The organism is Pseudomonas sp. S2_B10 (assembly GCF_054668425.1).
The window spans coordinates 5,351,985-5,376,621 of sequence record NZ_CP162768.1; the positions used below are offsets into that span (position 1 = coordinate 5,351,985).

At 57.7% G+C, this 24,637-nt stretch carries 28 protein-coding genes; 21 read left to right on the forward strand and 7 right to left on the reverse strand.

The genetic code is table 11. The annotated features are described in order from the left end of the window. Nucleotides 1-92: 92 nt before the first annotated feature. From AB4O45_RS23895 to AB4O45_RS23905, 3 genes are all read left to right on the forward strand, one after another. Complete coding sequence (locus tag AB4O45_RS23895) at nt 93-1,634, forward strand: phospholipase effector Tle1 domain-containing protein (protein WP_375123469.1); 1,542 nt, start codon at nt 93-95, stop codon at nt 1,632-1,634. Further along, on the forward strand, nt 1,634-2,290 hold the full coding sequence (locus tag AB4O45_RS23900) for a DUF2931 family protein (protein ID WP_150635657.1): 657 nt from the start codon (nt 1,634-1,636) through the stop codon (nt 2,288-2,290). The genes AB4O45_RS23895 and AB4O45_RS23900 overlap by 1 nt, the downstream gene beginning before the upstream one ends. A gap of 80 nt (nt 2,291-2,370) precedes the next feature. After that, complete coding sequence (locus AB4O45_RS23905; RefSeq protein ID WP_236169171.1) at nt 2,371-2,661, forward strand: hypothetical protein; 291 nt, start codon at nt 2,371-2,373, stop codon at nt 2,659-2,661. A 64-nt stretch (nt 2,662-2,725) separates the two neighbouring features. Here the strand turns inward: AB4O45_RS23905 and AB4O45_RS23910 are convergent, their stop codons facing one another. Together AB4O45_RS23910 and AB4O45_RS23915 are read right to left on the reverse strand one after the other, a co-directional pair. After that, on the reverse strand, nt 2,726-3,685 hold the full coding sequence (locus AB4O45_RS23910) for an EamA family transporter (RefSeq protein ID WP_056784828.1): 960 nt from the start codon (nt 3,683-3,685) through the stop codon (nt 2,726-2,728). 168 nt (nt 3,686-3,853) lie between these two features. Next, on the reverse strand, nt 3,854-4,780 hold the full coding sequence (locus AB4O45_RS23915) for a LysR family transcriptional regulator (RefSeq protein WP_095179622.1): 927 nt from the start codon (nt 4,778-4,780) through the stop codon (nt 3,854-3,856). A gap of 112 nt (nt 4,781-4,892) precedes the next feature. Between AB4O45_RS23915 and AB4O45_RS23920 the strand changes: the two genes are divergently transcribed. From AB4O45_RS23920 to AB4O45_RS23970, 11 genes are all read left to right on the forward strand, one after another. After that, entirely contained in the window at nt 4,893-5,645 is a 753-nt protein-coding gene (locus tag AB4O45_RS23920; protein WP_236169174.1) for a 3-oxoacyl-ACP reductase family protein, read from the forward strand. A gap of 7 nt (nt 5,646-5,652) precedes the next feature. Then, the gene (locus tag AB4O45_RS23925) at nt 5,653-6,249 is read left to right on the forward strand and encodes an NADPH-dependent F420 reductase (protein ID WP_236169241.1); all 597 of its coding nucleotides are present in this window, start codon (nt 5,653-5,655) and stop codon (nt 6,247-6,249) included. A gap of 49 nt (nt 6,250-6,298) precedes the next feature. Beyond that, the gene (locus tag AB4O45_RS23930; protein WP_236169175.1) at nt 6,299-6,694 is read left to right on the forward strand and encodes a nuclear transport factor 2 family protein; all 396 of its coding nucleotides are present in this window, start codon (nt 6,299-6,301) and stop codon (nt 6,692-6,694) included. Between the two features lie 199 nt (nt 6,695-6,893). After that, nucleotides 6,894-7,655: a hypothetical protein gene (locus tag AB4O45_RS23935; RefSeq protein WP_236169176.1), complete on the forward strand. Its 762-nt coding sequence runs from the start codon at nt 6,894-6,896 to the stop codon at nt 7,653-7,655. A 189-nt stretch (nt 7,656-7,844) separates the two neighbouring features. Continuing rightward, entirely contained in the window at nt 7,845-8,285 is a 441-nt protein-coding gene (locus tag AB4O45_RS23940) for a hypothetical protein (protein ID WP_236169177.1), read from the forward strand. 389 nt (nt 8,286-8,674) lie between these two features. Further along, complete coding sequence (locus tag AB4O45_RS23945; protein ID WP_236169178.1) at nt 8,675-9,505, forward strand: hypothetical protein; 831 nt, start codon at nt 8,675-8,677, stop codon at nt 9,503-9,505. A 196-nt stretch (nt 9,506-9,701) separates the two neighbouring features. Next, complete coding sequence (locus AB4O45_RS23950) at nt 9,702-10,004, forward strand: ArsR/SmtB family transcription factor (protein ID WP_024012559.1); 303 nt, start codon at nt 9,702-9,704, stop codon at nt 10,002-10,004. 62 nt (nt 10,005-10,066) lie between these two features. Then, nucleotides 10,067-11,041: a zinc-dependent alcohol dehydrogenase family protein gene (locus tag AB4O45_RS23955; RefSeq protein ID WP_236169179.1), complete on the forward strand. Its 975-nt coding sequence runs from the start codon at nt 10,067-10,069 to the stop codon at nt 11,039-11,041. A 28-nt stretch (nt 11,042-11,069) separates the two neighbouring features. Beyond that, nucleotides 11,070-11,411, forward strand: a complete 342-nt coding sequence (locus tag AB4O45_RS23960; protein WP_150635651.1) for an antibiotic biosynthesis monooxygenase family protein — start codon at nt 11,070-11,072, stop codon at nt 11,409-11,411. A gap of 164 nt (nt 11,412-11,575) precedes the next feature. Further along, nucleotides 11,576-12,277, forward strand: a complete 702-nt coding sequence (locus AB4O45_RS23965; RefSeq protein ID WP_056784847.1) for a DUF695 domain-containing protein — start codon at nt 11,576-11,578, stop codon at nt 12,275-12,277. 274 nt (nt 12,278-12,551) lie between these two features. Further along, nucleotides 12,552-13,697: a sensor histidine kinase gene (locus tag AB4O45_RS23970; RefSeq protein ID WP_256808794.1), complete on the forward strand. Its 1,146-nt coding sequence runs from the start codon at nt 12,552-12,554 to the stop codon at nt 13,695-13,697. A gap of 39 nt (nt 13,698-13,736) precedes the next feature. Here the strand turns inward: AB4O45_RS23970 and AB4O45_RS23975 are convergent, their stop codons facing one another. After that, entirely contained in the window at nt 13,737-15,593 is a 1,857-nt protein-coding gene (locus AB4O45_RS23975) for an ABC transporter ATP-binding protein (RefSeq protein WP_256808792.1), read from the reverse strand. Nucleotides 15,594-15,891: 298 nt separating this feature from the next. On the opposite strand from AB4O45_RS23975, the gene AB4O45_RS23980 reads away from it, so the two are divergent. Genes AB4O45_RS23980 through AB4O45_RS23990 form a run of 3 tightly spaced genes read left to right on the forward strand, consistent with a single transcriptional unit; the run spans nt 15,892 to nt 17,779 of the window. Beyond that, a complete protein-coding gene (locus AB4O45_RS23980) occupies nt 15,892-16,542 on the forward strand; it encodes a hypothetical protein (RefSeq protein ID WP_460160644.1) in 651 nt (216 codons plus the stop codon). Beyond that, a complete protein-coding gene (locus AB4O45_RS23985; RefSeq protein ID WP_052392217.1) occupies nt 16,542-16,970 on the forward strand; it encodes a phage holin family protein in 429 nt (142 codons plus the stop codon). Before AB4O45_RS23980 ends, AB4O45_RS23985 begins: the two co-directional genes overlap by 1 nt. Then, nucleotides 16,967-17,779 (forward strand): DUF3618 domain-containing protein, encoded by an 813-nt coding sequence (locus tag AB4O45_RS23990; protein WP_150635647.1) that lies wholly within the window; start codon nt 16,967-16,969, stop codon nt 17,777-17,779. The genes AB4O45_RS23985 and AB4O45_RS23990 overlap by 4 nt, the downstream gene beginning before the upstream one ends. A gap of 369 nt (nt 17,780-18,148) precedes the next feature. Here the strand turns inward: AB4O45_RS23990 and AB4O45_RS23995 are convergent, their stop codons facing one another. Next, a complete protein-coding gene (locus AB4O45_RS23995; RefSeq protein WP_460160645.1) occupies nt 18,149-19,042 on the reverse strand; it encodes a LysR family transcriptional regulator in 894 nt (297 codons plus the stop codon). Nucleotides 19,043-19,173: 131 nt separating this feature from the next. Here AB4O45_RS23995 and AB4O45_RS24000 point away from each other — a divergent pair, with 131 nt between their 5' ends. Then, on the forward strand, nt 19,174-20,385 hold the full coding sequence (locus AB4O45_RS24000) for an MFS transporter (protein WP_460160646.1): 1,212 nt from the start codon (nt 19,174-19,176) through the stop codon (nt 20,383-20,385). Nucleotide 20,386: 1 nt separating this feature from the next. Here AB4O45_RS24000 and AB4O45_RS24005 read toward each other — a convergent pair whose 3' ends face one another. Beyond that, nucleotides 20,387-20,545, reverse strand: coding sequence for a DUF2986 domain-containing protein (locus AB4O45_RS24005; RefSeq protein ID WP_081932631.1), 159 nt, complete (start codon nt 20,543-20,545; stop codon nt 20,387-20,389). Between the two features lie 128 nt (nt 20,546-20,673). On the opposite strand from AB4O45_RS24005, the gene AB4O45_RS24010 reads away from it, so the two are divergent. The 3 genes from AB4O45_RS24010 (at nt 20,674) to AB4O45_RS24020 (ending at nt 23,216) form a co-directional block, all read left to right on the forward strand. Further along, entirely contained in the window at nt 20,674-21,165 is a 492-nt protein-coding gene (locus tag AB4O45_RS24010; protein ID WP_460160647.1) for an anti-virulence regulator CigR family protein, read from the forward strand. Between the two features lie 153 nt (nt 21,166-21,318). After that, nucleotides 21,319-22,293 carry a quinone oxidoreductase family protein gene (locus AB4O45_RS24015; RefSeq protein ID WP_460160648.1) on the forward strand — a complete coding sequence of 325 codons (975 nt, stop codon included), beginning with the start codon at nt 21,319-21,321 and terminating at the stop codon, nt 22,291-22,293. Next, nucleotides 22,290-23,216: a LysR family transcriptional regulator gene (locus tag AB4O45_RS24020; RefSeq protein WP_460160649.1), complete on the forward strand. Its 927-nt coding sequence runs from the start codon at nt 22,290-22,292 to the stop codon at nt 23,214-23,216. The genes AB4O45_RS24015 and AB4O45_RS24020 overlap by 4 nt, the downstream gene beginning before the upstream one ends. Nucleotides 23,217-23,589: 373 nt before the next feature. Here AB4O45_RS24020 and AB4O45_RS24025 read toward each other — a convergent pair whose 3' ends face one another. Both AB4O45_RS24025 and AB4O45_RS24030 read right to left on the reverse strand, forming a co-directional pair. Continuing rightward, nucleotides 23,590-24,066, reverse strand: a complete 477-nt coding sequence (locus AB4O45_RS24025; RefSeq protein ID WP_016774305.1) for a hemerythrin domain-containing protein — start codon at nt 24,064-24,066, stop codon at nt 23,590-23,592. Between the two features lie 254 nt (nt 24,067-24,320). Next, on the reverse strand, nt 24,321-24,536 hold the full coding sequence (locus tag AB4O45_RS24030) for a PLD nuclease N-terminal domain-containing protein (RefSeq protein WP_041480553.1): 216 nt from the start codon (nt 24,534-24,536) through the stop codon (nt 24,321-24,323). Nucleotides 24,537-24,637 lie beyond the last annotated feature (101 nt).

Below are 24,637 nucleotides of genomic sequence, written 5' to 3' on the forward strand. Positions count from 1 at the left end.
CCACGGCTGGCACACGGCCACGGCTTGCACCACCCGGGCTCGACTGTCACCCTTCGGGCCGTTCTTCAAGGATCAGAACAAGGAATCAAGGATTGAGTGGTTACGTTCCAAACCCGCCGAAAAACTACCGCTACGAACAAGCCAAACCCGTCGACCTGCACGCCCAGCACTGGGCCGAATATGAGAAGCACGGGAAAGAGCCCGCGCGCGAGCCTGAGAAGATAGGCATTGCGTTGAGGATCGGGGTTTTCTTTGATGGCACTGGCAACAATGCGAACAACTCTGCTGCGGGGTTGTTGTGTGGTGCTCAGCATCCGATTGCGCCTGAGGATATTCCTCCCAGTTGTCAGCCCTATATGGGAGATCCGGACAGCAGTTATGGCTCTGGCGCGACGAATATCAAAAAACTTGCCGATCTGTATTACGAGGCTCCGATTGCTGATGGAGAAGGGCCTATAAAACAGGTGTCACGCCCGTTATATATCGAAGGCATCGGTACTCAATCCAACGAGAAAGACAGTATCGTCGGTCAAAGCACGGGACGTGGAGAGACGGGAGTAGCCGGTAGGGTGCAGACTTCGTTTACGTTCATCAAACAGGTTGTTGAAGACGCCCTGCAAGAAAATCCGAACAGTGAAATTGCCTCGCTAACTTTTGACACTTTTGGATTCAGTCGAGGTGCAGCGGCGGCACGTCATTTCTGCAATGAAATTGTACGAGGCAAGCAGGGGCCGTTAAGGGATCTGCTTAGCACTTACGCCCATGATTTCAGCCGCACCTTTCTAGATCAATATGGCAGCAGTATCCGAATGGGCTTCATCGGTCTATTCGACACCGTGCCGTCTATTGCCGGTTTCACTAATTTCGGTAGAGTGCAAAGCCCCATTGCTCCGGGCATTAAACTGTATCTCGACCCTCGCTTCTTCAAGGATGTTGTCCACTTGGTGGCGCGCGATGAATGTCGTGCCAATTTCGCCCTCAGCAATGTCAATCCCGATTATCCAGAATATGTTTTTCCGGGCGTGCATTCGGATATCGGTGGTAGCTATCTCGACGAAGTCGAGGAATGCGTATTGGTCAGTCCCATGCAGAGACTTGATGTATGGAGCAACACTGACGTTCAATCAACTTCGATCTATCAGGACGCCGCGATGGTGAAAAAACAATGGGTCGCCAAAGGATGGCCTGCCGATCTGTTGGAAATCGTAACGCCCCCCGCGCTTGCTTTGCCGCCCGATCCGCAAGATCGTTTCGGGCCTAAACACAAACGTGTATACGCTGGGCTTCAGCTCAAACGCCCGGTCAGTGGCAAACTCTCAAGGGTTTATTTGAGAGTCATGTATCAATTGGCCAAAGAAAAAGGTGTTCCTCTCCACGATATTCCCGAACGACCCGAGTACGCCGTTCCCCAGGAGCTGCAACCGCTTTGTGAAAGATTCATCGCCGGTGACTTCAGCACCACAGCTGAAGAGGAGAAATTGCTGCAATTGAAATACATCCACACATCTGCCAACTGGAATCACCCGCAAGGAAGGCGGGACGGCAGCGGCCTGAAAGCTGTTTATATCAATTCACCAACGGAAAATGGCATTCGCATGCAGCATCCTCATGTAGCTGACTGGAAGCTTTGGTAATGAGAATATTCTTGGCTCTACTGGGCGTTTTGGCCTTTACCGGCTGTCACGCGACAGGCTCCAATTCAGGTGAAAACGATCCCAAATATCCTTGGTGGGAACTGGCGTTTATCAAGCCCAATTTCATGAACGTTTGGGTCGAAGACAGCTCAGTGGAAGACATCAACGGTCGAACGTTTCTGCGAGCCGGGGGAGGAAACGCCAGCGGCGCTGAACCAAATGACGACAAAGAATCCGCGCGCGGTTGGGTAGGTGTGGGAGGTACGGGGAAACCGGTTATTGGCGCAGATCTGCCCAAGCGAATTTTCGTCCGTTGGCAGTCTATACCCGAGCAAAAAACCTACCGGGCTTGGGTGGATTTTCCTGAGGAAGCCAGACGAGTAATGGTGACATCTACCCATCAGCGCTGCGCCGAAACTCCCGACAGGACAGCGCGCTTCATGGCTTCTGTGTATTTGGGACTCGCACCAGGTGGCATAGTCCAGGTCTGGGTCAGAGATCAGTGTCGACGCCCGATCAAAGTCGCCCGCACCCAAGCAGAGTTGGAACCGCTGGGGCCGGAGTTGGGCAAGAACGGTGGTCAGTATGCCTATCCCGTGAGTGAAAAGGCCAAGCGATACATTGATAAGTTCGGCATCCCGTACGGTAGCTGGTAAACGACGTGGATGGAGCGCCATCTACTTTTCAGGCGCCAGACCGTTTCAATTTCGCTGAGTCGAATTAGCGGGGCGGCGTCTTGAGAATAGAAAAGGTCGACCGTTTCGATGATGTCGACTACGGCGCAGGCTATGAGTATCGAGGTTTCAATTACCTGATTCTGGATGGTGTCGATCAGTTTTTCGTCAGAACTTACGATGACCAACCCGGTGGCGCGACGGTTGTACGCCCTGCCATGACCACAAGCACCAGACTCAGAACGCTGGCGGAATTCTTACGAACGGAGCTGGAGGTAACTGCGATTTATCTCTACAAGGGTGAAATAGGAAGCTATGCCAAGGTAGACCTCGAGAGCCTGCAATTTTGCTGATCCGGTATCGAGCCGGGGGCGATAAGCAGGACTCGCCAACCAAGAGTCCCGCCACCACACCCCCTCAAACCTCAGCCTTCACCCCAACCTTCAACGCCGCTTTGCGATACGTCAGCAAAACAATCCCGCTCACCACAATCACGCCACCGATGATCTGTCCTCTGCTAAGCATCTGATCCAGCACAATCCAGCCCATCAACAACGTCGCCAATGGCTCAATGTTCATCACCGGTGCGTTGCGTGGCATGTCCAGCCTGGGTACGGAAATGAACAACACAATGAAGCCGGTCCCATAGAGCACGACGAGCGTGGCAAGGGCCAGCCAGCCGGTTGAGGTGGCGGGGAGGTTGAGTCCGCCGGGGAGGGCGCCGGTCAGGCCGGCCAGGTTGACGCTACTGAAGACGATGAAGATGGTCAGCAGGCTGCGCACCGAGCCGCGCACTTGCGACAGTTTGTGATCGGTGATCCACAGCGCGCAGGCGAATACGCTGGCGGCGCAGAAGGCGAGTGCGACGCCCAGCAGCCATTCCGGACCGACGCTGGCGCTGTCTGACAGACGTCCGGGGACGTCCAGTACGAACACCAATCCCACGAGAATCAAGCCCATCAACATCGCGGTGCGCGCGCTTGGTCGTGGGCCGCCCATCGCCCAGGTCAGCAAGGCGAGCAGGATCGGAAACACGTTGGCCACCAGCAGCGCCAAAGCAACCGGCACCCGTGCTACGGCGGAATACAGACATAGGCTCTGCGCGGTGATCAACAGCCCCAACAGTAACTGCCAACGCCACGCGCCCGCCGGCAGACGCAGACTTTGCCGCTGCCACAGAACGAGAATGGCAAGCACCAGCAAGGTCCCGCCCGAGCGCATCAGAATCGCCAGCAACACGCCCGCGCCATCATCAAAAGCGACCCGTGCCGCGACGTGGTTGCCGGCGAACGCACAACCCATGCACAACAGAATGATCACGGCGAGATAACGGGGGAAGGGCGGCGGTACGGTTGGCGCAAACTCAGGACGGGACATGGCAGATCTCAAAAATGATAGCCACTCGGGGTGGCTCAGGTTTTTATTATGTTGTCGTACAACTGCCAGATTTGTACCGTAATCGAGCGGGGCCGGCAAGCTTGAAAGGCTTGTAAAATCGCTTGGTTGTGGTGCTGCTTAGATCTTAGAGGTCGTATAACTTGCTCGTTAAACCCGAGCATCGAGTCGAATTGCCCACCCATCCTCTCGAGCCTGACCGACCAGAAAATCCACAAAAGCCCGGGTTTTTGCTGGCAATAGTTTCTGGCTGGAAAAGTACAAATAGATCTGCCCTGCATCGACATACCAATCGGGCAAAACCCTTTCCAGCGTACCGTCCTGCAGATAAGGCAAAACATCCGGAACTGCCAACAGCGCAACCCCCAACCCCAGTCGCGCGCACTGACACAGCGCTTGCGGATCGTTGACCAACAGGCGCGGCGTCAACTCGAGGGGCGCTCGTTGCCCGTCGGGGCCTTGCAACATCCAGCTGCGCACCTTGCCGGTCTGCACCGAGCGCATGGCCAGGTGATTCAGCGTCGACAGCTCTTCAATGCGCTGGACGCGCGGGCGCCCCGACAGATACTCCCGCGAGGCCACCAGAATCAGATGCGCCGGGGCGATGGCTCTGGCGACCACACCTTGCGCGAGTTCGATGCCGCCGCCGATAGCCGCATCAAAGCCGTCCGCGATGAGATCGACCTGGCGATTGTCGACATGCCATTCGGGGATCACGGCGGGATATCGATTGAGAAATTCCGGCATCAGCGGCAGCAGGAAATCCCTGGCAAAACCCGGTGCCGCACTTAGACGCAGGGTGCCGGAAGGCTCTCCGGCATTGCCGGCCACATCGGCGATCGCCGCTTGAACACTTTCCAGTCCTGAACCGACATTGGCCAGAAAGCGTTCTCCCGCTTCGGTCAGCGTGAGTTTGCGCGTGCTGCGCTGAAACAAGCGTACGCCGAGGTTAGCCTCCAATTGCGCGACATTGCGGCTGACCGCCGCGGGTGTCAGGCCCAGGCGGCGCCCCGCCGCAGAGAAGCTTCCTGCCTCGGCGCTGCGCACGAATGAGAGCAAATTACCCAACGTTTCCATCCGCGCACCTTCAACTAATGATTGAAAGTGATTCTAGTTGTCTTCCACTACTGGTGGAAGATCAAAAAGCGTCTCATAGCCTCATCAACTTCAACCACCCAGAGGCTCGACCATGAACACATCCACGCTTCCACTGACCGGCAAAATCGCCATCGTTACCGGTGGCTCACGCAGCATCGGCGCAGCCATCGCCAAACGGCTCGCGGCAGATGGCGCAACCGTCGCTATCACCTACAACGCATCGCCAGATCGCGCCGCAGCGGTCGTGCAGGAAATCGTTGCGGCGGGCGGCCAGGCTGTGGCGCTGGCGGCCGATGCGGGCAACCCCGAGGCTGTACGTGCTGCGATTGCCGAGGTTGCACAGCGTTTTGGCAAGATCGACATTCTGGTCAACAACGCTGGTATCAGCCTGCTCGGTGCCCCCGAGGACATCGTCTTTGAGGACTTTCAACGCATCCTTGCGGTGAACGTGACCGGCGTCTTCGTCGCCACTCAGCAAGCGCTCAAACACATGGGGCAGGGCGGCCGCATCATTCACATCGGCAGCTCGATGGTGCAATACGCTGCGTTCGCTACCGCCTCCGTCTACACCCTGAGCAAAGGTGCGCTGACCGGTTTCAGTCGTGGACTGGTGCGCGATCTGGGGCCGCGCGGCATCACTGTGAACACCGTCCATCCCGGCCCGACCGACAGCGACATGAACCCGGCCGACGGGCCTATTGCGGACTTCCTACGCCCGAACATCGCCATGGGGCGGTACGGAGAGGGCAAGGATGTCGCCAGTGCGGTGGCGTACCTGGCCAGTGCAGAGGCAGGGTTTGTCACCGGCGCAGAATTAATCGTCGACGGCGGCTTCACCGCGTAAGGAGAGCATCATGACTATCAGCATCATTGGTACAGGCTCCATCGGCACCGCCATCGCTCGGTTGCTCGTCAACGCAGGCCTGCCGGTCAGCCTGGCCAACAGCCGCGGGCCGCAGAGCCTTGCCGGTTTGGTCGACGAATTGGGTCCACTCGCACAAGCGGTGACGGCTCAGCAAGCAAGCCAGGCGGACATCGTTTTTCTGGCGGTGAACTGGTCGAAAATCCCTGACGCGGTGCGCGATCTCGGGCCTTGGGATGGGCGCATCGTGATCGATGCCAACAACCCCATTGAAGCGCCGCTGTTCAAGCCTTTCGATCTGGGCGGCCAGCCGTCTTCGCAAGTGGTGGCGCAGATGCTGCCCGGTGCGCACGTGGTCAAGGCCTTCAACCACCTGCTCGCGGCTCTGCTGAGCGATCCCACCGCCGAGGGCGGCAAGCGTGTGCTGTTTTATTCCGGTGAAGATGCCGCGAGCAAAACCCAAGTTGCAGAGCTGATTGATCAATTGGGTTTTTACGGCATCGATCTCGGCGGTGTGCAGCAGGGAATGCTTGCGCAGTTTCCGGGCGGACCGCTGCCAGCCTTGAACCTGGTCAAACATGGTTAATCGCTGAGCCCGGGCAACCGGGCTTCACACACAAATCGAGGAATCAAAAATGGCTGGCTCAGATTCGCGAAATACTGATGAAGTTGAAAACTACGACGCCTTGCTACGGGCCAATCTGCAGCGGGTGTTCAACCAACGCGATGCACAAAGGCGCTTGGCGGCGGTGCAGGAGCTTTTTGCAGAAGCACCGACGATGTATGAACCGGCTGGCATCGTCACCGGGCAAGCGGCGATTTCGGCAGTGGCCGGTGCGTTGCTGGATCAGTTCGGGCCGGACTTCGTTTTTGTTCCGGAGGGGCCGGCGGTTGGGCATCATGGCTTGGGTTACCTGCGCTGGCATGCGGGCCCGGGCGATGGGCCAACTGTTGTCAGCGGTGTCGACGTGGCGGAAATCAGCGAAGGGAAAATCGTGCGGTTGTGGGTATTGCTGGATGCCTCAAACTGATGAACGTGAATGTTACGCAGAATCGCTAGCGAGCAGAGGCGCGGCTGTTCTTCACTGATGTCGTTCGCATTTCGCTTTTTTAGATGCTGATACGTAATCACTTGCTTGGCAGAGCGCCGCGCGCATGGGTTTACTGTATAGCGGCTTAATGCCATTATTGTGGGCTATTGGAACGTCTTCACCAATCAAGGAGGAACAAATGGACCAAAAAGATGAAAGCTCATCACGATTCTGGGAGTTCTACGCTCTTAGGTATAGCGTAGGCGCCGTTTTAGGCGGGTTGATTCTGTTTTTGCTCGTTCAACAAAGTCAACCCATTTCAAGTCTTGTGTTCGTTAAAGCTGGAGAACCCATCGATCTCATTCAGGTCGGAATTTTCCTGGCGGCTGGGTTGGTTTTCTCTTATGTGGCGAGTGCACCTATTTTAGTTCTCCACGCTGGCCGGTTCCTTATTCAGCGCTCCACACTCCGATTGCAACGCCCTAGCAAGTCGGTGGTGTGGTTTTTGGGATTGACCTCGATCATTCCAGTTGCATTTCTCTCATTGAGTGCAATGAGTGCCCTGCTGAGAATTTGGTTTGCTGTCGTGATTTTTCTGGCAGTGGCTGTGGTTTTGGCGCAGTTCTTTATAATAGTCAAATGTCTTTTGCGAAGCTCAGACCTGTACGCCTTTTATGAAAAACTGGCGGACAAGCGATCGAGCGCGAAAGGGGGTATCGTGGACTCATATAGACATCTGCGGGAGCATGGTAACGCGTTTGGAATTCTGTTCTTTCAAGTCGTTTTGGGGTTATTTTTGTTCTCTGCAACTATGTTTTCATCATATTCAAACTCTTTTCAGAGCCAAAGTCCGCTGGAAGTTGCTGTGGTTCTGGTCCTTGTCGTGCTCACTTGGATCCTGCCTGCGGCGTTGGTGTGGTTGATTGCATGCATGATTGAAAAGGAGTTTGTCGAGTCCTGATATTTACTCGATAACGATTTGATCGAAGGGCGGATATTTCATCAGTCCGCTCCCGATTTTATATGCGTTTGGATTTTGATATTTGACGTTATTTCCCAGCTCGTCAAACTAGCAAAAGGACTGATGGTAATCGGTGGTCATCGAGTTCTATTCTTTGAGAGAATGGCTGGCTATTTTTAAGGAGGATTCATGTTCTTTGGTCTTGGTCGTAAACCGTTGTTGGATTTCCTGCGCAATCTCACGCCGCAAATAATTATGCTGACAATCGCATTAGTGGCTGGTAGTAAATTAGATCTTGGAAAGTTCGATCTCAGCCTCGCTGGTTTAAAGCGGACGCTACCGTTTGCGATGTGCATGTTGGTTTTCTTTATATCGCTTATTGCGAACTTGTCGACTTTTCTCGAAGAGTCGCTCGAGGAGTTCAAAGGTAACAAAGCAAGCGCTATGGTTGCTACGGAAGACATGCGTGGTGCCAAGCGGATTTGGGCATTGCTAGTCAATGCCTGGTCAAACCATAAGCTTGCGGTGTTTAGAATGGTCTTGGTCATGACCGTTGCGGAGGCGGCGATAAGCGTGGTCTTCATCATGAGTATTCAAAGTGCGGTATTAAGTCCGTTTCTGCACGGATAATTCAAACTGGAAAGTGCATCCGGCGATTTCCGAGTGGCAATCATTGCTGATTGATCTCACGGCGCCGGAAATTGCCCTGAAACCGCACCAAAGCCCGGGCCTTCGCCGGTAACAGTTTCTGACTGGAGAAAATACAAAAAATCTGCCCGCCTCCGACATTCCAATCCTGCAAAGCCCTTTCCAGGATGCGTTCCTGCAGGTAAAGCGGCGCATGCGGAACCGCCAGTAGCGCAACCCCCAACCCCAACCGCTGCTGAAAAACAACCGCTCTAGGTAATGGCTCAAGGCCGCGCGGCCATGTTGTAATGGTTATCTACTGAGGGAAGCTTAAAACCCCAATACGCTTTTAACGAATTTCCTACCACGTTCATGACTGCAGAGATTTTCCATTGCTAAAACAGATTTTGGCACACGCAAAGTTACCGAAAAATAAAACCTTCATCTCAATGCTAAAGGCAGTAATGGCGTTTCTCTCATTGGGTACGGTTCATTACATTGGGTTTCTTATAGAGGTGCCGTTTGAGATAGTATCAGTAGCCTCGCTGAGGTTTGTTACGAGCTTTGTAGCGACATTCACCTTCTATGTGATGTTTTGCTATATGGTTACTAAGGTTTTTTCCTTTGCAATTTCTCAGTTCTACTATTCTGCACTCGCTCCTCTAGCAGCGTTAACAATCGCGGCAAGTAAACGATTTCCCAAATGGTTAGCTAAACCTGCCAAAAAAATGCACAGAGAAACCAATATTGCAGAAAAGCTGATTTACTGGGTCTTCTTTTTTCTGATATTCACTGTCATGTTCAATTTTGCATATCTGGATTTTGATTTTTCAACTGTCGGCCAACTAACATGGATGGGTGTCATTGGTGTGGTTATAGCGTCTATATTGAAGTCCGGTATACTTATTCGCCCTAAAACCCAGATTCAACGAATCCTTGATAAAAAAAGAATCGCTCTTAGAAGGTCGCTAATGCGTGACTACAGTTATTTGCTCGCTGGATCAGTTGTGGCAATTTCTTTTTATACAGGAATGCTGCGATTTGACAAAATGATGACTGAAGACTTGGTTAATTTCGAGAGCGAGAGATTTCGAGGGCAGGTTCATGTGCTTTTGAACGTAAATGACACATACCTGTTGGTCGAAACCGGTTTCAAAAAGCGAATTTTCATATTTCTTACAGAGTCAATGATGATGCGACTTCCAACCGATCATGGTAAATAGTGCCTCATTGGCCCTAACGCTAACGGCCTCTTAATTTACTAGCGAACCGCATTGGTCTCGACTGATAAGGCAGCGCGCTTCCCATGTCCTGAATAGAGTAGTCACTGCTGATGGCTGGTGGTGTGACTGCTCGCTATTATCTGGACGCTTTGCACGCGGGCATTGACATATCGAATAATCTCGATATCCTCGGCGCATGGAACTGATCGAAATCTTCAAAGCCCTCTCGAACCCGACGCGCCTCAAGATCCTTGAAGGCCTGAAGGATCCCGTGAAGAACTTCCCCCCGCAGGATGAGGGTGACGTTCTCGTTGAGGGTGTCTGCGTCAGCAGTATCCAGGAAGGTATCGGCCTGTCGCAGTCGACGGTGTCGAGTTATCTGGCCACTTTGCAGCGGGTGGGGCTGGTGGAGGTGCGGCGCATCGGTCAATGGACCTACTACAAACGCAATGAGGCAGCAATCAGCGCGCTTGCAGAGATCATAGGGAAAGAGCTGTAAATTTTTTTACTACAGGATATCGAGAATTCTCGATATCCCTCTTTATCGATACGAGGTTTTCCATGAAAGCGATGATTTTGAAATCCTTCGGCGGCCCTGATTCGTTCGAACTCAACGATGTGCCCAAACCGGTTCCGCAAGCGGGCCAAGTGCTGGTCCGAGTGCACGCCACTTCCATCAATCCGCTGGATTACCAGGTTCGCCGCGGTGACTATCCCGACCTGGTGCCGCTTCCAGCCATTACCGGTCACGACGTGTCGGGTGTGGTTGAGGCCATCGGCCCGGGCGTCAGCGCTTTCGCGCCGGGCGACGAAGTCTGGTACACGCCGCAGATATTCGACGGGCAGGGCAGCTATGCCGAGTACCACGTCGCAGCCGAAAGCATCATCGCCAGAAAGCCTGCGTCACTGAGCCACCTCGAGGCGGCCAGTCTGAGTCTGGTCGGCGGTACGGTTTGGGAAGCGCTGACCGTGCGCGCCGTGCTCCGCGTTGGCGAAAGCATTCTGATCCACGGCGGCGCGGGCGGCGTCGGCCATGTGGCGATTCAGGTGGCCAAAGCCATGGGCGCCAAGGTCTTTACGACCGTGCGCGAGGCCAACGCCGATTTCGTCCGCAGCCTGGGCGCTGACGTGGTGATCGATTACACCCAAGAGGACTACGTCGAAGCGATCATGCGCGAAACCGCCGGGCATGGCGTTGATGTGGTGTTCGACACCATCGGCGGCGATACCCTGTCCCGCAGCGCCGACGTGCTCGCTCAGCTTGGCCGCGTGGTCTCGATCGTCGACATCGCGCAGCCACAAAACCTCGTCCAGGCCTGGGGCAAGAACGCCAGCTACCACTTCGTCTTCACCCGGCAGAATCGCGGCAAGCTCGATGAATTGAGCGCGTTGGTCGAGCGCGGCCAGTTGCGGCCACATGTGGGCGCCGTCTATTCGCTCGCCGACATCCCGCTCGCCCACGCTCGACTGGAGAGCGCCAACAACGGTCTGCTGGGAAAAATCGCCATCGCCGTCGAGCCTTCGCTCATCGTCTGAATCTGCTCACTGATTTTGGAGAAGCATCATGGTTTATGAAATCGCAGTCCTGCCCGTTCACCCGCAACAGACTGAAGCCTTTCGACGGGCATTTGCCGAAGTCGAACCGTTGCTGACCCGCGCCAAGGGATACGGCGGCCACTTGCTGGCGCAAGGTATTGAAACTCCCGAGCAGTTCAATCTGATCGTGCGCTGGCAGTCACTTGAGGATCACTCGCCGGGGTTTGAGCAGAGTGAAGACCACCAGCGGTTCATGCTGGGGTTGGAGGATTATTTTTCCGCAGAGCCGAGCGTGTATCACATTGAGGGTGGTGCTTTTCCGGGGGGCGACTTTGGCGTATCGGACAGCGGAGCCAGCGTAGGCCTCTGAGTGAGTATGTGGCTGTTCGTCAGAAGCGGCTGTGGCTGGTCGAGCACTGCTTGTGATGAATTGCCACATTAATTCCGCCTCGGCCTGTTCATGGAGCAGGGGTGGCAGGCAAAATGCGCCGTTTTCCATATGTCTCGTACTGCAACTCATCCAAGGAAGGCCACTTGAAAGTCATTCCCCACGCTTCCCTGCGCCCTGAAATCTGGCCAGCCGTTGTTTTATTGGTGCTGGCAAGCCTGATCACGTCCGGCTGCACGCGCTCCCATTCTCCAAAATTGGTGGAGCGCGATCCGTGTCTGGATTCCGGTCCAGCGCATACAACGGCCTACAACAAATGCGTGAGCGAGCGGGAAGAGCGCCGCGCTGAAGCGCTCAGAATACTGCTCAGTGATGATCCTGCTGACAATCCGCAACGGCAAGTGGCCGTGACAGGCGACAGCGATTTCCAACCGTCTGATTTTCCTGACGACCCAATGCCAGCGAGTTTTCGCATGCCTTCCGACCTGAATCTCAAGGATACCCGGGCATTTCCTTACAAGGCTCGCATCAGCTGGAAATACGTGTCGGATCGCTTCCTGCCGAGTTCAAAGGAATCCGCGCGGATGATGCGGGTAGACCGCCTGATTAAGGCGGCCGTAACGGCGGATGGGTTCGCAAAGTGGGGGTGCACGGTCACCGGCGGAAAGCGTCAGGTGTGGGTTTTCTACACCCTGGACGACGCGGCCTTTGTCAGCCGTGTGCAGGCAGCTCTGGCGCAGACCGGGCCCTATCCGATCGAGTTCAGCAGCCGTAAACAGACGGATGTGAATGCTGAGGTGCCGAACACCGAGCAAACTCGACTGACGCCCAAGCGATGCCTGGAGTGAAGACTCTCAACGGATAACCTCTTCAAACGGACTTCTCTCATCGCAAGGAGTCCGTAGCCGTAGTCGCTTCAGAGGCGTTCGTTGCGGGCGCAGCGATCATCTCATGCCGACCGCAACCTCTTCAGCATACCGATTTTCCTCCGACGTTAGCCCAGCGCTTTGGTGGTAGGCTGCATCCCCTCAGCCGTACTTTCTGTACTCCTGAATTTCCCTTTCCGAAATCTGCGCCGGCTCAGTTGCTGGCGTTGATGGATTTCCCCTGCGGACTACAGCCATGCGCCTGCCAGATTTCATTCTCGAAAACCTAGAGCCGATACTGCAGGCCTGGGAAGATTTCGCCCGCACCATTGAGACACCTGGTGCGGAACTCGATAACGTCGCACTGCGCGATCACGCCGAGCAGATGTTGCGCGCCATCGTTATCGATCTGCGGAGCAAGCAGACCATCAGCGAGCAAATTGCCAAGGCCCAGGGGCATGCGCCGCGCGACGATGAAGAAACGGCTGCGGAAACCCACGCCGTGACGCGGCTGATGGCCGGTTTCACCATCGATCAGATGGTTTCCGAATACCGCGCGCTGCGAACCAGCGTGCTTAGCCAGTGGCTGCGCCAGGTCAAGGATGGCAAATCAGTGAATGTCGACGACATGACACGCTTTCACGAAGCCATCGATCAGGCGCTCGCCGAGTCGATTGCCAGCTATTCACGCGCCGTCGAGGCGTCGCGCAATGTGTTTCTGGGGATTCTCGGCCATGACTTGCGCACGCCACTGGGGGCGATTCTGCTTGGTGCGGATATGTTGCGGCGTACAGAGACTGCCGACCCACGCACTAGCAAGGTGGCCCGGCAGATCTACGCCAGCGTGCAGCGCGCCAGCGAGATCGTTGGCGACCTGCTGGATCTGACGCGCTGCCAGATGGGGCCGGGAATTCCGGTGAAAAAATCCCTGATCGATCTCAGCCCTGTATGCGAGCGGGTGATCGAGGAAATCCGCGCCTTTCATCCGCAGGCCAACGTGCGGTTCGATGTGAAGGAAGCGGTGATGGGAGCCTTCGATGGCGCCAGGATGGAACAGGTCTTTTCCAACATCATCAGCAATGCGGTGACCCACGGCGACAATAAGTTTCCGGTCTCGGTCGAGTTGCAGGTCCGCGAGGATTGCGCGGTGTTCACCGTACATAACGGCGGTGAACCGATCCCGGAGGATGTATTGCCGTTCATCTTCAACCCGATGGGGCGGTTCTCGCAGCGCTCCGTGGTTGATCACGGGCCGGTTGCCGGGCTCGGTCTAGGCCTGTTTATCGCTTCGGAAATCGTCGCCTCGCATGCCGGCTCGATTGAGGTCAGCTCTGACCTGGACGGCGGAACCGTGTTTCGCGTAAAGCTTCCGGTTGGTGCCGAAAGCCCCGTCTCCATCTAGGCCAATCGATGGAGAGCCGGCCCCGGCCCTCCAGCCTGATCACTCCTCCATCACCTCAACCAAACCGCGATCCTCACCGAGGAAGCCGCCGCTCTGGTGCTGCCACAGCCGCGCATAAGTGCCGTTCTTCTCGAGCAATTGCGCGTGGGTGCCTTGCTCGATGATGCGGCCTTCGTCCATGACGATCAGCCGGTCCATCGCCGCAATGGTCGACAAGCGGTGGGCGATGGCGATCACGGTTTTGCCCTGCATCATTTCATCGAGGCTTTCCTGGATCGCGACTTCGACTTCCGAGTCCAGTGCGCTGGTGGCTTCGTCGAGCAGCAGGATCGGCGCGTTCTTCAGCATTACCCGGGCGATGGCGATGCGCTGGCGCTGGCCGCCGGAGAGCTTGATGCCGCGTTCGCCGACCAGCGTGTCGTAACCGCTGTGGCCCTGCTTGTCGCTCAACTGGCTGATGAAATCATCGGCTTGGGCGTTCACCGCAGCGCGGTGGATGTCTTCGTCGGTGGCGTCCGGGCGTCCGTAGGCGATGTTGTCGCGGATCGAGCGGTGCAGCAGTGACGTGTCCTGGGTGACCATGCCGATCACGCTGCGCAAGCTGTCCTGGGTGACCTCGGCGATGTTCTGCCCATCGATGCGGATCTCGCCGCGATCAACGTCGTAGAAGCGCAGCAGCAGGTTGATCAGCGTCGATTTACCTGCACCGGAGCGGCCGACCAGGCCGATTTTTTCGCCGGGGCGAATGTGCAGAGTCAAGCCGTCGAGCACCTGGCGTTCGCCGTTGTAGTTGAAGCTGACATTGTCGAAAACCACTTCGCCGCCGGCCGGCTCCAGCACTTTGGCATCCGGCGCGTCCTGGACTTTCGGGCCGCTGGTCAGGGTGGCCATGCCGTCCTGCACGGTACCGATGTTTTCGAACAGCGAAGTCATTTGCCACATGATCCAGTGCGACATGCCGTTGATGCGCAACGCCATGGCGGTGATCGCCGCGACAGCGCCGGTGCCGACTTCGCCCTGATGCCACAGCCACAACGCATAACCGCCGGCACCGAGAATCAGCGCGACCACCAGCGCCTGATTGACGATCTCGAACTGGCTGACGAGACGCATCTGGCGGAACCCGGTGAGCTTGAAATCTTCCATCGCCGCACGGGCAAAATGCGCTTCACGCTTGGAGTGCGAGAACAGTTTGACCGTGGTGATGTTGGTGTAGGCATCGGCAATCCGCCCGGTCATCGAGGAGCGTGCATCGGCCTGTTCCTGGCCGACCTTGCCCAGACGCGGGACGAAATACACCATCGCCAGCCCGAACAAAACGATCCACGCCAGGAACGGCAGCATCAGTTTCAGCGCAAAGCCACCGGCCAGCGCAATGATCGCGATGAAGTACACGCCGATGCCGGGGAGGATTTCGATCAGGGTAAACAGCACCTCGCGTACCGACAGCGCGGTTTGCATGACCTTGGTCGTGACCCGGCCGGAGAACTCGTCGGAGAAAAACGACAAGCTTTGCCGCAGCATCAACCGATGGAAGTCCCAGCGCAGACGCAGCGGCAGATTGATCGCGAGGATCTGGTGCTGGACCATCGTGCGCAGCGCCACCAGCCCGATGCTGACCACCAGCACAATGCCGATGCCCCACAACACGCGGCTTTCCTCATCACCAGCAGCGCCGCCGGATTGCCAGGTCGAGAGCAGATCCACCACTTGCCCGAGGAACGAAAACAGCCATGCCTCGTAGATCGACACGCTGGCGCTGAGCAGGGCGAAGGCCAGGATGTAACCGCGCGCGCCCCGGGTGCAGGCCCACAAGAAACGCATCAGGCCGACTGGCGGTGGCGGCGCCTCGTCGGGCGGGAAGGGGTCGAGCCTTTCTTCAAACAGGCGAAGCATTGCGGTCTCCGAAGTGATCAGGGTGTGGGGATTCTGCCATCTATCGGCGGCGTTGAGGGTTTCACTGCCATCATCTGGATGCCCCCCCGTGCCTTGTCTTGACCGCAGACCGGCGCAGAAGCTCAACACAATCCTGCCAAGCGCAACCTTTCGTCGCTGATCCAGACCTGATGCTGCACGCTCATCAACCTGTTTGAACTCTCGCGCAAGCTGCTCCGTCATCTCCTATGTGGGGGCTCGAGGCAATGTTGCCGTGTAGCTCCGTTTTTGCGTTTTCAGTGAGAAGGCGAGGGGCGACATGAATACTTCAGACAGCAGGTCAGGGTATGAATCAGGTGATCCCAACGGCAAGCCTGAGCAAAATTTTGATCATTTGAAGGACAACGTCAGCGAAGCACTGGGCGGTGCGCGGCAGCAGGCCGATGCGCAATTCGGCCAGTATCGCGACACGGCGGCCGAGCAGATCGAAGCCTTGGCGCAAGGGGCGAAAAGCTTTGTCTCGGAGCTGCAGGACAAGGACACGCTGGGTATGTCCGACTACCTGACCGACATGGCGGATTCCATGACCGGGCTGGCGGGCAATCTGCGCGGCAAGAGTGCCGAGCAGTTACTGCACGATGCAGCGGATCTGGCGCGCAGCAATCCGGGATTGTTCATCGCCGGCAGCATTGCCATCGGTTTCGGCCTGTCGCGGTTTCTCAAAGCAGGCACCTCTGCAGCAGCGACGGTCAGTGCCGAATACGATCCGGCGGCGGGCTCCACCTCGACGCCACCGCCAGCCGATTACGGCGCGCAGCGACCCTATGAATCGTCGATGCCGTCGTCGACCCACGCCAATCCGGGACTGGCCACCGGCATCACGCCGACCTCGCCCAGTGACAGCGATCACCCCGCTGATTTTGCCGCGGCTTCCGTACCGCACGCACCCGACGCCAAAGGAGAACTGTGATGAACAGAGATGAATCTGATCTGAGCGGGGCAAGGCCCCTCGGCCAAACGGATGACGCCTCCGTGGTCGGCCTGTTGCGGCAACTGTCCCGCGAGGTACCGGCCTTGTTCACCAAGGAACTGGCACTGGCAAAAGCCGAACTGCACAACAGCCTCAGCACGCTGAAGGCGGGCATCGCTGCGGTGGCCGGCGGCGCGATCGTGTTCCTCGCCGGCTTCATCATTCTGCTGATGTCGGCGGTGTACGGCCTGAGCATGTTCATGGCGCCATGGCTGGCCGCGCTGATCGTCGGCGTGGTGGTGATGATCATCGGCTTCGCCATGCTGCAATCCGGGAAAAAGCAATTCGAGCCATCTCACTTCAAACCTGATCGCACCCTCGACGCCTTGAACAAGGATCAGGAAGCGCTGCGGAGGAAAGTCTCATGAAAAGCGAACTGGATATCGAAGCGGAAAAAAGCCCGGAGCAGATCGAGCGCGAAATCGATGCGCAGCGCGCGAGCATCGGCAACATCGTCGATCAACTGGAGAGCAAGTTCACCCCCGGGCAGATGATCGATCAGGCCTGGGGGATGATGCAGAGCAACGGCTCGACATTCTTCACCAATCTCGGCACCAGCGTGCGCAATAATCCCGTGCCAGCGGTGCTGACTTCCGTGGGCCTGCTCTGGCTGATGATCAGCCAGAATCGCCCACCGGTGCCGCAGCCGACCTATCGCAGCGGCCCGGACCAAGACAAGGCCGGCGAATGGGCCGATGGTTTGGCCGACGGCATCGACAGTGCGCGCGCGCATTTGCATTCGACCACTGACTCGCTGAAGGACGGCTACCAGTCGCTGAAAGGCAAGGCCAGCCACCTCGGGGAAAACGTCGGTGCGGCGAAGGAAAATCTGAGCCATGCGATGCATGACGCCAGTGATCGACTGTCGCGTAATTCGCAAGTGCTTGGCCAGCAGTTCAGTCACCTGCTCAAGGAGCAACCGCTGATGGTGGCTGCCGCTGGGGTCGCTTTGGGTGCCTTGCTCGGCGCGGCGTTGCCGACCACCTCCACTGAACAGCGCTACATGGGCCGCACCAGCGCTGGCATGGTCGACAAAGCCAAGCAAAAAGCTCAGGAAGGTTATGAAGCCGTGCGTGACACGGTGACCCGAACCACTGAACAAACCGAAGTCGAGACCAAACCGGATCCGGCGCGGCCGTCTTCTTCGGATCTGTCGCAGGGTCTGGGTACATCCTGACGGGGAGAGATAAGGGAGGTCTTTAATGGGCCTCCCTTCGTCGTTGTGCGGCGGTGATTCGGTTTGCCGCTGTGGTGAGCCAGCCTGTGAAAACGTAGCCTTGACCCGGATCATTGTGGGAGCGAGCCTGCTCGCGAAAGCGGTGTGTCATTCAATGTGGATGTATCTGATCTGGCGCCTTCGCGAGCAGGCTCGCTCCCACGGGGATTTTGGTTGCGCTGAAGATTTTGGCCTTGCCCCGGACCATTGTGGGAGCGAGCTTGCTCGCGAAAGCACTGGGTCAGGCGATGATGAGGTTGAATGTGCCGACGCCTTCGCGGGCAAGCCCGCTCCCACAGGGATTTGGCTTGGATTGAAGAGTTGCGTTTGTCAGCGGTTGTATTTCAGTGCTTCGACAAACGCTGCAAACGCTGCCGAGCCCTGGCGCCGGTTCGGGTAGTACAGGTGATAGCCCTGAAACGTCGGGCACCACTCTTCCAGCACCTCCACCAGTCGCCCGTCCGCCAGATACGGCGCGACCAATTGCTCGGGCACGTACGCCACGCCGATGCCATCCACGGCGGCATTGAGCACGTGCATGATGCTGTTGAACACCAGTTGCCCATCGACCTTCACGCTGAAATCCTGACCCTTGTGCGCAAACTCCCAGGCGTATATCGCGCCGGCCGGTTGATGGCGGATGTTGATGCAGGTGTGCTCCGTCAACTGATGCGGCGTGGCGGGTGCCGGGTGACGAGCGAAGTAATCGGGCGAGGCGACCACGGCCAGGCGCCAGTCCGGGCCGATGCGCACGGCGATCATGTCTTTGCTGATTGACTCACCGAGACGGATACCAGCATCGAAGCGCTCCTTGACCACATTGGTGAAACCATAATCGACGTAAAACTCCAAGGTGATGTCCGGATAGTCCTGCAAAAACTTTGCAAGCATCGGCCGAATGCACAACTCAATCTGATCGTCCGTGCAGGAAATCCGAATGATGCCGCTGGGCTTGTCGCGCAATTCGCCAAGGGCTTCGAGCTCGGCGCTGATCTGCTCGAACAGCGGCGCAATCGAATGCATCAAGCGCTCGCCAGCCTCGGTCGGCGAGACATTGCGCGTCGTGCGAGCCAGCAAGCGGATACCCAGACGCTGCTCCAGCGCGCGGACCGTATGACTCAACGCAGAAGGCGTGACGCCGAGGCGAGCAGCGGCTTTGGTGAAGCTTTGATCCTGGGCCACCGCCAGAAAGGCCTGCAGGTCATTGACTTTGGCGTTGCTCATTGCTGAATTTTTCTCAAAAGCACATGAAGATTACCGCTACTAATCAAGTTAAGCCCGATCCGTCAAGCTTTGCAGCCTGAGTAGCGGGGCAGAAGTGCCTCGACCATTTGTTCTTCCAAACAGGTTTTTGCATGACGGCCCAAGCAATCGACAACCCGACAAACCAGCCCATGGGCGTGTCCACTGCCGGCGAGCAACCGGCGTACTGGAGCGGCGTGTTCGCCATGACCTTGTGTGTCTTCGCGCTGATCGCCTCCGAATTCATGCCGGTCAGTCTACTCACGCCCATGGCCACGGACTTGCGCATCAGCGAAGGCCTGGCCGGCTACGGCATCGCCATCTCCGGCGCGTTCGCGGTGCTGACCAGCCTGACGATCACCAGGCTTGCCGGTTCGATGGATCGCAAGCGCCTGTTGGTGCTGTTGACGGCGCTGATGTGTGCGTCTGGGCTAGTCGTGGGCCTGGCGCCCAACTACACGGTTTACATGATCGGTCGCGCATTGATCGGCGTGGTAATCGGCGGCTTCTGGTCGATGTCGGCAGCGTTGGCCATGCGTCTGGTGCCCTCCGCCAGCGTGCCCAAGGCATTGGCAATTTTTAACGGCGGCAATGCACTGGCGACCGTCGTGGCTGCGCCGTTGGGCAGTTATCTCGGCAGCGTGATTGGCTGGCGCGGGGCGTTTTTCTGCCTGATACCGGTGGCGTTGATTGCGCTGCTCTGGCAGTGGATCAGCTTGCCCGCGCTGCCGGCCGCGCCGCGCAAGTCCAGCGCAGGCAATGTCTTTGCGTTGTTCAAAAGCCGCCGGGTGGCATTCGGCATGCTCGGCGCCGGCCTGTTCTTCATGGGCCAGTTTGTGCTGTTCACTTACCTGCGACCGTTTCTGGAAACCGTGACCCGGGTCGATGTTTCGGTGCTGTCGATGATTCTGCTGGTCATTGGTGTGGCCGGGTTTATCGGCACCGTGGTCATCGGTTCCGTGTTGAAGAAGGGGCTGTATCGCGTGGTGATCGCCATCCCGCTGTTGATGGCGATGATCGCAGTGGCGCTCATTGGGATGGGCAGTTCAGTGGTCGCGACGTTCGTGTTGCTGGGCTTGTGGGGATTGATCGCCACGGCGGCGCCGGTAGGCTGGTGGTCTTGGCTGGCGCGCACGCTGCCTGACGATGCCGAAACCGGCGGTGGGCTGATGGTGGCGGTGGTGCAGTTGTCGATCGCTTCGGGGTCGACCGTCGGTGGTCTGCTGTTCGACGGCAGTGGCTATCGGCTGACCTTCTTCGCCAGCGCGGCATTGCTGGTGCTGGCGGCGCTGATGACGTGGCTGACGTCGCGGCAGAAAGCCTGACTCAGCTCTCGGTATTTTCCACTGAAGCCTGCGCGGCTTCGGCTTCCAGCTTCAGGCGGTCGGCCTTGCAGATGTATTTGGGCTTTTTCGGCGCCAGTTTGGCATTGGCCTTTTTGGCTTTTTCCTTGAACAACTGCTGCAGCTTCTTTTGACGATTCATGATTTTTCGATCAGGGGTGGAGAGGGTGGGAATCCTGACGCAAGGCCGAGTGGTCAGCAAGAAGAAATCCACTAAGCTGAGCACATTCGCCCATACTCGAGAGCATCCCCCAACCGAAGGAATCGCACATGAGAAAAGCTCGCAGATTGATTGTCGCGTTGTCTTGCCTCGCGCTGGTAATCGGCAGCACGACGGCACTGGCTGACCCCGGCAATGGCAAGGGGCAGGGCGGCCAGGGCAACGGCAAGGGCAAACCGCAGAACATGCAGGATCATGGTAAACAGGGTGGGGGCGGTCAGGGCAATGGCAATAAAGGCCAGCAACACTCTGGCAATGGCGGCGGTGCTCCGAGCATTGATCGCGGCAATATTCTCGGCATCGTCGACGGCTATCGCGGCGAATACTGGAATCCGGGGCCAGCGCTGCCGCCTGGCGCTCAGAAGAATCTGGCGCGGGGCAAACCGCTGCCACCGGGCATCGCCAAGAAGCTGGACGGGCGGCTGCTCGGCCATTTGCCTCACTATGACGGCTACGAATGGCAACAGGTTGGCACCGACCTGATCCTCGTCGCGCTGGCTACCGGGCTGATCTACGAGGTGCTCAACGGCGCGTTCGATTGATTCTGCAAAGAGGAGTGGCAGCACCTGCCGCTCCTTTTTTATTCACGCATAGCTGCATCAGATGCAGCAATGAACTGCATTCAGGTTGGGTTGTTCGTTGAATGCTGAGCTTTCAGACTGAGCTCAACGGCTAACGAATGAATGGAGATGACCATGGCCAACGCAATTCGCTTCACCGCAACCGGCGCACCGGACGTCCTGCAACTGCACACTGTCAGCGAACAGACCCCCGGGTCCGGCGAGGTCTGGCTGGAGCAAGCGGCGGTGGGCGTCAATTACCTCGATGTCAGCCAGCGCAAAGGTGCGGTACCGGTGGCGTTGCCGTCGGGGCTGGGGCTGGAAGGCGCGGGTCGGGTGGCGGCGGTCGGTGCCGGTGTGAGCAACGTGCGCGTCGGTGATCGGGTCGCTTACGCCACCGGCCCCTTGGGCGGTTACGCCTCGGCGCGGCTGTTTCCGGCAGAGCGGCTGGTGAAGATCCCCGATGAGTTGTCGTTCGAAGATGCGGCGGCGGTTTTGTTCAAAGGCATCACCGCGCAGTATCTGTTGAAGGCGACTTACCCGGTCGGGCCGGGCACGACGATGCTGCTTTACGGTGTCGCGGGAGGTCTGGGGGAAATCATGGTGCCATGGGCCAAACACCTTGGCGCAACGGTGATTGGTGTGGTGTCGAAGCAGGCCAGTGTCGACAAGGCTCGCGCTTCGGGCTGTGACGAAGTGCTGGTGTTCGATGCCGAGACTCTCGCCGCCGATGTGGTGCGTATCACCGAGGGGCGCAAGGTCGATGTGGTGTATGACCCGATTGGTCGGGTGTCTTTTCAGGCCTCGCTGGACAGCTTGCGCCCACGCGGATTGATGGTCTCGTTCGGCGCGCAGACCGGCGCGCCGGCGGCGGTGGAAATGGCCACGCTGAACGCCAAGGGCTCGCTGTTCCTGACCCGTCCGTCGCTGGCCGCGCACACTGCTACGACAGCCGAATATCAGGAGCGCGCACAAGATGTGCTGGCCGCAGTGGCCGCCGGTATCATCACCCCGCAAATTCGCGCGCGTTATTCATTGGCCGACGTGGCACAAGCGCACGCCGATCTTGAATCGGGCAGATCATCAGGGGCGATCATTTTAAAACCATGATTCTGGATGTTCTGAGCAACCCGCACAGCGATGAAATCGCTGCTTTCCTGGCCGTCGCCGCGCAAGGCTCGTTTGTCGCGGCGGGGCGTTTGTTGCAGCGCCATCCGACCATTGTTTCCAAGCGCCTGGCGGCGATGGAAAAGCGACTGGGCGTGCGATTGGTGGAGCGCTCGACGCGACACGTGCGCATCACCGAGGCCGGCCTGCAACTTGAACAACGCTTGCGCGCGGCCGTCGAGTTGATGAACGAAGCGCAGCAACAAGCGTTGCAGGGCGCCAGCGAAGTGCGCGGCACCTTGCGCCTGGCGTTGCCGGCGGCGATGGGGCGCTTGTGGCTGGGACCGCTGCTGCCGGAATTTCTCAAGGCTCATCCGCATGTTTCGGTAATCGCCGATTACAGCGAAGGCCTGGTCGACATCATCGAGCAGGGTTTCGACGCGGCTATCCGCATCGGCGAGCTTGAGGACAATCGGCTGATTGCGAAAAAGCTCAGTGACCATCGGCGGATTCTTTGCGCATCACCGACGTACATCGAGGCCCATGGCATGCCGCAGACACCACAGGATCTGCTGCAGCACAATTGCCTGCGCTTCAGTGGGCTGGCCTCGTTCCCGCTGTGGCGCCTGCATCGCGGCAACGAGGTGCAGATCATCACGCCCCACGGCAACCTGACCGCCAGCGACAGCGAATCCCTGCTCGCCGCCGCCCGCGCCGACGCCGGCATACTCGGTGCCGGCGACTGGCTGATGAGCCGCGATCTGGCGGCAGGGCGGCTGATTCACGTGCTGCCCGACTGGCATCTGGATTCGGCGGGCGGTGTTTATCTGGTCAGACCGTCATCGCGATTTCCGGCGGCCGCAGTGGTGGCGTTCAAGGAGTGGATTGAAACTAAATTCGATCCCAGGCCACCTTGGGCGGTTTGATAACAACCTGCCTCAAGACCGACACTGGCCCTGTGGGAGCGAGCCTGCTCGCGAACGCGCAGTGTCAGTCATAGATGATGTGGCTGACCTGACGCCTTCGCGAGCAGGCTCGCTCCCACAGGTTTCGTGGCTTGCTCAGGAATTGCCGGACATACGTATATCCAGTGTGGGAGCGAGCCTGCTCGCGAAAGCGCAGTGTCAGTCATGGATGATGTGGCTGACCTGATGCCTTCGCGAGCAGGCTCGCTCCCACAGGTTTCGTGGCTTGCTCAGGAATTGCCGGACATACGTATATCCAATGTGGGAGCCGGGGCCTGTTTGGGCGCACAAAAAAAGCCCGGCATTGCTGCCGGGCTTCCGTGTCTTCAGCGCTTTACGCAGCGATTTTGTTGGCCGCCATTTCCTTTTTGTGGCTCGCCTTCATGGCTTCCATCTGTGCGCCCAGCTCCTCGAGCTTCGCCTTACCCAGAAGCTTCTGCGCTTTCGGGAACATTTCCTCTTCTTCCTCTTCGATGTGATGCTCCAGCAGCTCCTTGACCACTTTGACCCGACCGGCAAATTCCGGGCTGCCCGGATCGGTTTCCTTCAAATCAGGCAGCACCAGCGAATCCACGGTGCGGTGCTCTTCCTTGGCTTCGTAGTACATGATGTCTTCTTCCTTGCTGCCGGCTTCCTTGAACGCAGGGTAGAGAATCTCTTCTTCGAGGCGGGTGTGGATGGTGATTTCCATTTCCAGTTTGCCCAGTAACTCGACGCGTTTTTTCAGCGCACGGTCGGTGGACTCACTCAGTTGGCTGAGGATGGCTTTTACTTTTTCATGGTCGGCTTTGAGAAGGTCGATGGCATTCATTTTTTGAGGCCTCTGCTTTTCACGGATTGAACACAGCGTTCTTTTTCGCGCTGCTGTGTATTCAGGAAGAGGCTATCGCAGGACTCATGCCAACTCGCCGATCAAGCGCAACCCTTCTAAATCAAGGGCTGGCATCGAAGCAGGCACAATGCTTTCGTGCAGCCTGCAAGAAATCCGCGTGGCGGGCATTGCATATAACAAGCCCGGCAAAAGCCGGGCTGTGGTGATACTTGAGACGGGCCTGCGCCCGTGGGTCACCGGTTAGCCTGGGAAGGCGAAATGCGACCGACATGCTTGGGTCCCGCCAGTGCCCAGGCGATCAGGCCGAACAGCGGCACGAACACGATCAGCACGATCCACACGCCTTTACTACTGGATTTCCCTTCGCTTTTACGCACCCGATTGATGGCCCAAAGCTCGATCAGCACAAGAATGACCGCCAATACGATCCACACGGTTTCGATTTGCATAGGCTTAGCTCCTGATGGTCTGTGCGTTAGGCGACGATAGGGGCGTTGGGTTCATTCTTTTTGCCTTGGACAAGCGGGCGGGGTGATACCCGGTTGCAAAA

Excerpts from the sequence above, each read along its gene's own strand:
- AB4O45_RS24030 (WP_041480553.1), bottom strand. The coding sequence starts at position 24,536 with ATGCAAATCGAAACCGTGTGGATCGTATTGGCGGTCATTCTTGTGCTG.
- AB4O45_RS23920 (WP_236169174.1), top strand. The coding sequence starts at position 4,893 with ATGAACACATCCACGCTTCCACTGACCGGCAAAATCGCCATCGTTACC.
- AB4O45_RS23910 (WP_056784828.1), bottom strand. The coding sequence starts at position 3,685 with ATGTCCCGTCCTGAGTTTGCGCCAACCGTACCGCCGCCCTTCCCCCGT.
- AB4O45_RS23985 (WP_052392217.1), top strand. The coding sequence starts at position 16,542 with ATGAACAGAGATGAATCTGATCTGAGCGGGGCAAGGCCCCTCGGCCAA.
- AB4O45_RS23940 (WP_236169177.1), top strand. The coding sequence starts at position 7,845 with ATGTTCTTTGGTCTTGGTCGTAAACCGTTGTTGGATTTCCTGCGCAAT.
- AB4O45_RS23970 (WP_256808794.1), top strand. The coding sequence starts at position 12,552 with ATGCGCCTGCCAGATTTCATTCTCGAAAACCTAGAGCCGATACTGCAG.
- AB4O45_RS23955 (WP_236169179.1), top strand. The coding sequence starts at position 10,067 with ATGAAAGCGATGATTTTGAAATCCTTCGGCGGCCCTGATTCGTTCGAA.
- AB4O45_RS23995 (WP_460160645.1), bottom strand. The coding sequence starts at position 19,042 with ATGAGCAACGCCAAAGTCAATGACCTGCAGGCCTTTCTGGCGGTGGCC.
- AB4O45_RS23960 (WP_150635651.1), top strand. The coding sequence starts at position 11,070 with ATGGTTTATGAAATCGCAGTCCTGCCCGTTCACCCGCAACAGACTGAA.
- AB4O45_RS24015 (WP_460160648.1), top strand. The coding sequence starts at position 21,319 with ATGGCCAACGCAATTCGCTTCACCGCAACCGGCGCACCGGACGTCCTG.
- AB4O45_RS23930 (WP_236169175.1), top strand. The coding sequence starts at position 6,299 with ATGGCTGGCTCAGATTCGCGAAATACTGATGAAGTTGAAAACTACGAC.
- AB4O45_RS24005 (WP_081932631.1), bottom strand. The coding sequence starts at position 20,545 with ATGAATCGTCAAAAGAAGCTGCAGCAGTTGTTCAAGGAAAAAGCCAAA.
- AB4O45_RS23900 (WP_150635657.1), top strand. The coding sequence starts at position 1,634 with ATGAGAATATTCTTGGCTCTACTGGGCGTTTTGGCCTTTACCGGCTGT.
- AB4O45_RS23980 (WP_460160644.1), top strand. The coding sequence starts at position 15,892 with ATGAATACTTCAGACAGCAGGTCAGGGTATGAATCAGGTGATCCCAAC.
- AB4O45_RS23975 (WP_256808792.1), bottom strand. The coding sequence starts at position 15,593 with ATGCTTCGCCTGTTTGAAGAAAGGCTCGACCCCTTCCCGCCCGACGAG.
- AB4O45_RS24000 (WP_460160646.1), top strand. The coding sequence starts at position 19,174 with ATGACGGCCCAAGCAATCGACAACCCGACAAACCAGCCCATGGGCGTG.
- AB4O45_RS23915 (WP_095179622.1), bottom strand. The coding sequence starts at position 4,780 with ATGGAAACGTTGGGTAATTTGCTCTCATTCGTGCGCAGCGCCGAGGCA.
- AB4O45_RS24025 (WP_016774305.1), bottom strand. The coding sequence starts at position 24,066 with ATGAATGCCATCGACCTTCTCAAAGCCGACCATGAAAAAGTAAAAGCC.
- AB4O45_RS23990 (WP_150635647.1), top strand. The coding sequence starts at position 16,967 with ATGAAAAGCGAACTGGATATCGAAGCGGAAAAAAGCCCGGAGCAGATC.
- AB4O45_RS23935 (WP_236169176.1), top strand. The coding sequence starts at position 6,894 with ATGGACCAAAAAGATGAAAGCTCATCACGATTCTGGGAGTTCTACGCT.
- AB4O45_RS24020 (WP_460160649.1), top strand. The coding sequence starts at position 22,290 with ATGATTCTGGATGTTCTGAGCAACCCGCACAGCGATGAAATCGCTGCT.
- AB4O45_RS23950 (WP_024012559.1), top strand. The coding sequence starts at position 9,702 with ATGGAACTGATCGAAATCTTCAAAGCCCTCTCGAACCCGACGCGCCTC.
- AB4O45_RS24010 (WP_460160647.1), top strand. The coding sequence starts at position 20,674 with ATGAGAAAAGCTCGCAGATTGATTGTCGCGTTGTCTTGCCTCGCGCTG.